Source organism: Streptomyces sp. NPDC002055 (assembly GCF_040296705.1).
In the GTDB taxonomy this organism is placed as follows: domain Bacteria; phylum Actinomycetota; class Actinomycetes; order Streptomycetales; family Streptomycetaceae; genus Streptomyces.
Map to the genome: position 1 here is coordinate 20,004 of NZ_JBEOXS010000082.1, position 7,017 is coordinate 27,020.

General features: G+C 73.3%; 5 protein-coding genes and 1 pseudogene. All 6 read left to right on the top strand.

All coding sequences use genetic code 11. From position 1 onward, the window contains the following. Positions 1-78: 78 nt before the first annotated feature. Complete coding sequence (locus ABT112_RS31815; protein ID WP_351515270.1) at positions 79-393, top strand: YlxR family protein; 315 nt, start codon at positions 79-81, stop codon at positions 391-393. A gap of 126 nt (positions 394-519) precedes the next feature. Next, positions 520-3,624, top strand: a complete 3,105-nt coding sequence (gene infB / locus ABT112_RS31820) for a translation initiation factor IF-2 (RefSeq protein WP_351515266.1) — start codon at positions 520-522, stop codon at positions 3,622-3,624. Between the two features lie 147 nt (positions 3,625-3,771). Then, positions 3,772-4,068, top strand: a complete 297-nt coding sequence (locus ABT112_RS31825) for a DUF503 domain-containing protein (RefSeq protein ID WP_351515267.1) — start codon at positions 3,772-3,774, stop codon at positions 4,066-4,068. A gap of 55 nt (positions 4,069-4,123) precedes the next feature. After that, positions 4,124-4,561: a 30S ribosome-binding factor RbfA gene (gene rbfA / locus ABT112_RS31830; RefSeq protein ID WP_351515268.1), complete on the top strand. Its 438-nt coding sequence runs from the start codon at positions 4,124-4,126 to the stop codon at positions 4,559-4,561. After that, on the top strand, positions 4,558-5,460 hold the full coding sequence (truB, locus tag ABT112_RS31835; RefSeq protein ID WP_351515269.1) for a tRNA pseudouridine(55) synthase TruB: 903 nt from the start codon (positions 4,558-4,560) through the stop codon (positions 5,458-5,460). Before rbfA ends, truB begins: the two co-directional genes overlap by 4 nt. 525 nt (positions 5,461-5,985) lie before the next feature. Next, a pseudogene (locus ABT112_RS31840) lies at positions 5,986-6,414 on the top strand (trypsin-like peptidase domain-containing protein); the annotation flags it as partial. Between the last annotated feature and the right edge of the window lie 603 nt (positions 6,415-7,017).

A 7,017-nucleotide genomic window follows, 5' to 3' on the forward strand; every position in this document is an offset into this window, starting at 1 on the left:
CCGGAATCCGGAATGACGATCAGCCGTACGAGCCTTACCCCACCAGGGTCGGGGTCGTGCGGGGAGGTAGACTTGAGCGTGTCTGGCCGGACGCATGCCCGCGCATGCCCTGAGCGAACCTGTGTGGGATGCCGGGAGCGAGCGGCCAAAGGCGATCTGCTGCGCATCGTGGTGATCGAGGACTGCTGTGTTCCCGATCCTCGCGGTACGCTGCCCGGCCGGGGTGCCTATGTGCACCTCGCCCCGGTCTGTCTCGACCTGGCGGTCCGCCGCCGGTCGTTCTCCCGGGCCTTCCGAGGCCGGGGACCGCTCGACAGCACGGCCCTGCGCCGGTACATCGAGCAGGCACCACCGCAAGAGACAGGCAACACCGTAAGAGAACGGCACGGGTGACCGTGCGGTCAGGTACCTCGCGAGTCGGAAGTAGGTCGAGATTGCGATGAGCACTCGATGAGTACGCGATGAGTACGCCCATGAAGTAGCGACGGTCCGGCGGAACCCGGACCTAAAAGGAGCGAAGTGGCTAAGGTCCGGGTATACGAACTCGCCAAGGAGTTCGGAGTTGAGAGCAAGGTCGTCATGGCCAAGCTCCAAGAACTCGGTGAGTTCGTGCGTTCGGCGTCCTCGACGATCGAGGCGCCGGTCGTGCGCAAATTGACTGACGCTTTCCAGCAGGGCAACGGCTCCGGCCGTGCCGGCGGTAAGCCCTCCGCGCCCCGCAAGGCGGCGCCTGCCAAGCCGTCCGCGCCCACTCCGGGTGCGACGGCCCGTCCTGCTGCCCCGAAGCCCCCGGCGCCCGGCCCCAAGCCGGCCGCCGCCGAGGCGCCGAAGAGCAGCACTCCCACGCCCCCCACTCCGGGGCCGCGTCCCACGCCGGGCCCGAAGCCTCCGGCCCCGAAGCCCGGTCCGGCCCAGCCCGCGACCCCGGCTCCGGCCTCCCCGGAGTTCACCGCGCCTCCGGCGGCGTCCGGCCCCAAGCCCGGCGCCACCCCCGGTCCGCGTCCGGCCCGCCCGCAGGCCTCCGGCCAGGGCGGTCAGGGCGGCCAGGGCCGTGGCGACGGCGGCGCCCGTCCGGGTGCCCCGCGTCCCGGCGGTGACCGTCAGGGCGCTCCGCGTCCCGGTGGCGGCGGCGGTCGTCCGACCGGCCCGCGTCCGGGCAACAACCCCTTCACCTCCGGCGGCAGCACCGGCATGGCGCGCCCGCAGGCGCCCCGTCCCGGTGGCGCGCCGCGTCCGGGCGGCGCTCCCCGTCCCGGCGGCCAGGGCGGCCCCGGCGGCCCGCGTCCGCAGGGCGGTCCCGGCGGTGCCCCGCGTCCCGGCGGTCAGGGCGGCGCCCGTCCGACCCCGGGCGGCATGCCCCGTCCGCAGGGCGGCGCCGGCCAGGGCGGTCCCCGTCCCGGCGGCGGCGCTCCCGGCAACCGTCCGAACCCGGGCATGATGCCGCAGCGTCCCGCTGCCGGCCCGCGTCCGGGCCCCGGTGGCGGCGGCGGTCGTGGCCCCGGTGGCGGCGGTCGTCCCGGTGGCGGCGGTCGTCCGGGCGGCGGCGGCTTCGCGGGTCGTCCCGCGGGTCCCGGCGGCGGCGGTCGTCCGGGTGGCGGCGGCGGTGGCTTCGGCGGCCGTCCCGGCGGTGGCTTCGGCGGCGGCGGTGGCCGTCCCGGCTTCGGCGGGCGTCCCGGCGGCCCCGGTGGCCGCGGTGGCACCCAGGGTGCGTTCGGCCGTCCCGGCGGACCGGCGCGTCGTGGCCGCAAGTCCAAGCGCCAGAGGCGCCAGGAGTACGAGGCCATGGAGGCCCCGTCGGTAGGCGGCGTGATGCTGCCTCGCGGCAACGGACAGACCGTCCGGCTGTCGCGCGGTGCGTCGCTCACCGACTTCGCGGAGAAGATCAACGCGAACCCGGCGTCGCTCGTCGCCGTCATGCTCAACCTCGGCGAGATGGTCACGGCGACCCAGTCGGTCTCCGACGAGACGCTGCACCTGCTCGCCGGCGAGATGAACTACACCGTCGAGATCGTCAGCCCGGAGGAGGAGGACCGCGAGCTTCTCGAGTCCTTCGACATCGACTTCGGGGAGAACGAGGGCGGCGAGGAGATGCTCGCCCCGCGTCCGCCGGTGGTGACCGTCATGGGTCACGTCGACCACGGTAAGACGCGACTGCTGGACGCGATCCGCAAGACGAACGTCATCGCGGGCGAGGCCGGCGGCATCACCCAGCACATCGGCGCCTACCAGGCGGGCACCGAGGTCAACGGTGAAGAGCGTCGCATCACCTTCATCGACACCCCGGGTCACGAGGCGTTCACCGCCATGCGTGCCCGAGGCGCCAAGTCGACCGACATCGCGATCCTCGTGGTGGCGGCCAACGACGGCGTCATGCCCCAGACGATCGAGGCGCTGAACCACGCCAAGGCGGCCGACGTGCCGATCGTGGTCGCGGTCAACAAGATCGACGTCGAGGGCGCGGACCCGACGAAGGTGCGCGGTCAGCTGACCGAGTTCGGTCTGGTGGCCGAGGAGTACGGCGGCGACACCATGTTCGTCGACATCTCCGCCCGCCAGGGCGAGAACATCGACAGCCTGCTGGAGGCCGTCGTCCTCACCGCGGACGCCGCGCTCGACCTCCGGGCCAACCCGGAGCAGGACGCGCAGGGCATCGCGATCGAGGCCCACCTCGACCGCGGCCGCGGCGCCGTGGCCACCGTGCTCGTCCAGCGCGGCACCCTGCGGGTCGGCGACACGATGGTCGCCGGCGACGCGTACGGCCGCGTCCGGGCGATGCTCGACGACAACGGCAACCACGTGGAGGAAGCGGGTCCGTCGACCCCCGTCCTGGTCCTGGGTCTCACCAACGTCCCGGGCGCCGGCGACAACTTCCTCGTCGTCGACGAGGACCGCACGGCCCGCCAGATCGCCGAGAAGCGCGCTGCGCGCGAGCGCAACGCCGCCTTCGCCAAGCGCACCCGCCGGGTGTCCCTCGAGGACCTCGACAAGGTGCTCAAGGCCGGCGAGGTGCAGCAGCTCAACCTCATCATCAAGGGCGACGCGTCCGGTTCGGTGGAGGCTCTCGAGTCCTCGCTGCTCCAGCTCGACGTCGGCGAAGAGGTCGACATCCGGGTGCTGCACCGAGGCGTCGGTGCGGTCACGGAGTCCGACATCAACCTGGCGTCCGGCTCCGACGCGATCGTGATCGGCTTCAACGTCCGGGCCGAGGGCCGGGCGACGCAGATGGCCGAGCGCGAGGGCGTCGACGTCCGCTACTACTCGGTCATCTACCAGGCGATCGAGGAGATCGAGGCGGCCCTCAAGGGCATGCTCAAGCCGGAGTACGAAGAGGTCGAGCTCGGCACGGCGGAGATCCGCGAGATCTTCCGCTCCTCCAAGCTCGGCAACATCGCGGGTGTCCTCATCCGCTCCGGCGAGGTCAAGCGCAACACCAAGGCCCGTCTCATCCGGGACGGCAAGGTCGTCGCGGAGAGCCTCAACATCGAGGGCCTGCGTCGCTTCAAGGACGACGTCACCGAGATTCGTGAGGGCTACGAGGGCGGTATCAACCTCGGCAGCTTCAACGACATCAAGATCGACGACGTCATCGCGACGTACGAGATGCGCGAGAAGCCGCGCGGCTGATCGCAGGCAGAGCGGCCCGGGGCCGGTCGGCGGAGGTAATTTCCGTCGATCGGCCCCGGCCGTTGCGTGTACCGTTCTTGTGTCCCGGCCGGACCGTCGGCGGGATGGTGCTGGACGAGGCCCCACGGGTGGCTTGACCCGGACTGCATGTATGTAGGGACACTGTCCTTTGACCTGCTCCTCGGCGACGTACGGTCGCTGAAGGAGAAACGCTCCGTCGTCCGCCCGATCGTCGCCGAACTGCACCGCAGGTACGCGGTGAGCGTGGCGGAGGTGGGCGAGCAGGACCTGTACCGCAGAGCCGAGATCGGTCTCGCGGTGGTCTCCGGGGACCCGGGGCATCTCACGGACGTACTGGACCGCTGCGAGCGCATGGTCGCCGCACGGCCCGAGGTGGAGCTGCTGTCCGTGCGGCGGCGGTTCCACGGCGGCGACGACGCGTGACCGGCGTCCGCGCCGCGAGCATCAACATGAGGGAAGAGAAGAAGGAGACGGACCGGTGACCGACAACGCGCGGGCCCGCAAGCTGGCCGACCGCATCCAGGTCGTGGTCGCGGAGACCCTGGATCGGCGTATCAAGGATCCGCGGCTGGGGTTCGTGACGATCACGGACGCCCGGGTGACCGGTGACCTGCGGGAGGCGACGGTCTTCTACACGGTCTACGGCGACGACGAGGAGCGCGCCGCCTCGGCGGCCGCCCTGGAGAGCGCCAAGGGCATTCTGCGGTCCGAGGTGGGCCGGCAGACCGGGGTGCGCTTCACCCCGACCCTGGCGTTCGTGCCGGACGCCCTGCCGGACAACGCCCGCACCATCGACGACCTGCTCGACCGGGCGCGGGCGAAGGACGCCGAGGTCCGGGAGGCGTCCACCGGCGCGTCCTACGCCGGTGAGGCGGACCCGTACCGCAAGCCGGAAGAGGACGAAGCCTCCGAATGAAGCGCAGAAGCACGGGACCGGACGGCCTGGTCATCGTCGACAAGCCGGCCGGTTTCACCTCGCACGACGTCGTGGCCAAGATGCGCGGGATGGCCGGGACCCGGCGGGTCGGCCACGCCGGAACGCTCGATCCGATGGCGACGGGCGTGCTGGTCCTCGGCGTCGAGAAGGCGACCAAGCTGCTCGGCCACCTGGCGCTGACCGAGAAGGAGTACGTCGGGACCGTCCGCCTCGGGCAGACCACGGTCACCGACGACGCGGAGGGCGAGATCACGGCCTCCGCCGACGCTTCCGGGGTCGCCCGCGCGGACATCGACGCCGGGATCGCCCGGCTGACCGGCGCCATCATGCAGGTGCCGTCCAAGGTCAGCGCCATCAAGGTCGACGGCAAGCGCTCCTACTCCCGGGTCCGGGAGGGCGAGGAGTTCGAGCTCCCGGCCCGACCGGTGACGGTGTCGTCGTTCGTCGTGTACGACGTGCGGGAGGAGACCGCGGAGGACGGTACCGCCGTCCTCGACCTGCTGGTCTCGGTCGTCTGCTCCTCCGGCACCTACATCCGGGCGCTCGCCCGCGACCTGGGGGCCGGGCTGGGCGTCGGCGGCCATCTGACCGCCCTGCGCCGGACCCGGGTCGGCCCGTACGGCCTGGACCGGGCGCGGACGCTCGACGAGCACCAGGAGTCCCTGACGGTGCTGCCGATCGCGGAGGCCGCGGCGGCGGCCTTCCCGCGCTGGGACGTGGACGAGAAGCAGGCGCGCCTGCTCGCCAACGGCGTCCGGCTGGCCGCGCCGGGCCTGGCCGCCTCCGGGCCGACCGCGGTCTTCGGGCCGGACGGGCGGCTGCTCGCCCTGGTGGAGGATGCGGCGGGCAAGGCCAAGAGCCTGGCGGTCTTCGCCTAGCTCCCGTCCGGCGGGTCCCGTCCGACGGGTCTCGTCCGGCAGGTGCTGTCCGGCAGGTGCTGTGTGGCAGGTCCTGTCCGGTGAGTCCTGTCAGGTGGGTCCCGTCCGGTTACCCGGCGGCGTCCGACCGGTGGGCGCCCGGCGGGATACCGCGGGGCAGGGCCTCGACGGCCATCGCTGTCAGGCGGACTCGACGGCCCCGGCTCGACGAACCCCGGCTCGGCGGGCACAGCGCTCGGCGCTGTGCCCGCCGACGTGCAGCGGAGGACGGCGAACCCCGAACGCGTTCCCCGCTGCACGCCCCCTCCCGGAGTGTCTGTCCACTTCGTTGTCCCTCGTCACCCCAATGGGCAGGCGCTCGGAGTGAAGAACCGGCGCGGAAGGGGGCGCGTTCGCTTCGCGAACGCTCTTGTTGATCACCACCCGCTACGGTCGGCGACCGGACTGTGGATCCGGGTCGGTGACATCAGGCTTCACCGCGGCGTGCCCGGGCCCGATCGGGAGGTTCGTCGGATGACGGTGCGCATGGCCGAGGTGGACGCTGCGCTGATCCGGGTCTGCGACCTGGCCGGGCGGCCCCGCGGCACCGGCTTCCTCGCCGACGACCGGGGCACCCTGCTCACCAGCCATGAGACCGTCGACGGCCTGGTGCGACTGGTGCTGCACACCCCCGACGGGCAGGTCCGGCTCGCCGAGGCCGACGCCATCACCGCACTGCCCGAGTCCGGCCTGGCGCTCGTCCGGACCGAGGGCCTGCCGGTGCCGCCGCTGCCCGTCGCGGCCCGTACGGCGTTCTCCGGCACGCGAGTGCGGCTCCGGGCCCGGGAGTGGACCGACGCCCGCGCCGACACCGTCACGAGCGGGGTGACCTACACGGCCACCGACCGCTTCCACCGCCTCGGCCAGGCCCTGGAACTGACCTTCGACGGGCCGGACGCGGGCGGTCCCCGGCTCGGCGCCCGGGCCACCGGCGGCCCGGTGCTGGACGCCGCGACCGGCACCGTCGTGGCCGTGCTGGGCACCGCCCTGCACGCCGCGCACCGGGCGGCGGCGTTCGCCGTGCCGCTGCGCGCCGCGGCAGCGGCGGCACCGGACGGCCCGCTCGCCGCGCTGCTGGAGCGCAACGGAGCCACCGTGCCCGCGTACGGACGAGACCTCAACCTTGCGGCGGTGCTGGAGCTGACCGCCGCTTCCCACCCCGCGGCGCCGGCCGGTGAAGGACGCTGGACCCCGGTGGAACGCCCGGAGCCGGCCGCGGAGTTCGCGGCGTTCCTCGGCTCGTCCGGGGCGCGGGTGCTGGCCCTCGTCGGAGGCCCGGGGGAGGGGCGCAGCACGGAGCTCGCGGCGCTGGTGGCGCGGCGGGCCCGGGGCGCGGCCCCGGCGCCCACGGTCCGGCTGCGCGGCGCCGACCTGCGCACCCACGACGGCAGCGTCGCGGACGCGGTGCGGCGGGCGCTGCTCGCGAGGACGCCGGACCGCTGCCGCCCCCACTCGCCGCGGAGGACCCGGACGGCGTCGTGGTGCACCTCCGGTCGCTGACCAAGGTGGCCTCACCCA

What these genes read in the sequence shown, in the direction of transcription:
- ABT112_RS31825 (WP_351515267.1), top strand. Translation starts at nt 3,772, where the DNA reads ATGTATGTAGGGACACTGTCCTTTGACCTGCTCCTCGGCGACGTACGG.
- truB (WP_351515269.1), top strand. Translation starts at nt 4,558, where the DNA reads ATGAAGCGCAGAAGCACGGGACCGGACGGCCTGGTCATCGTCGACAAG.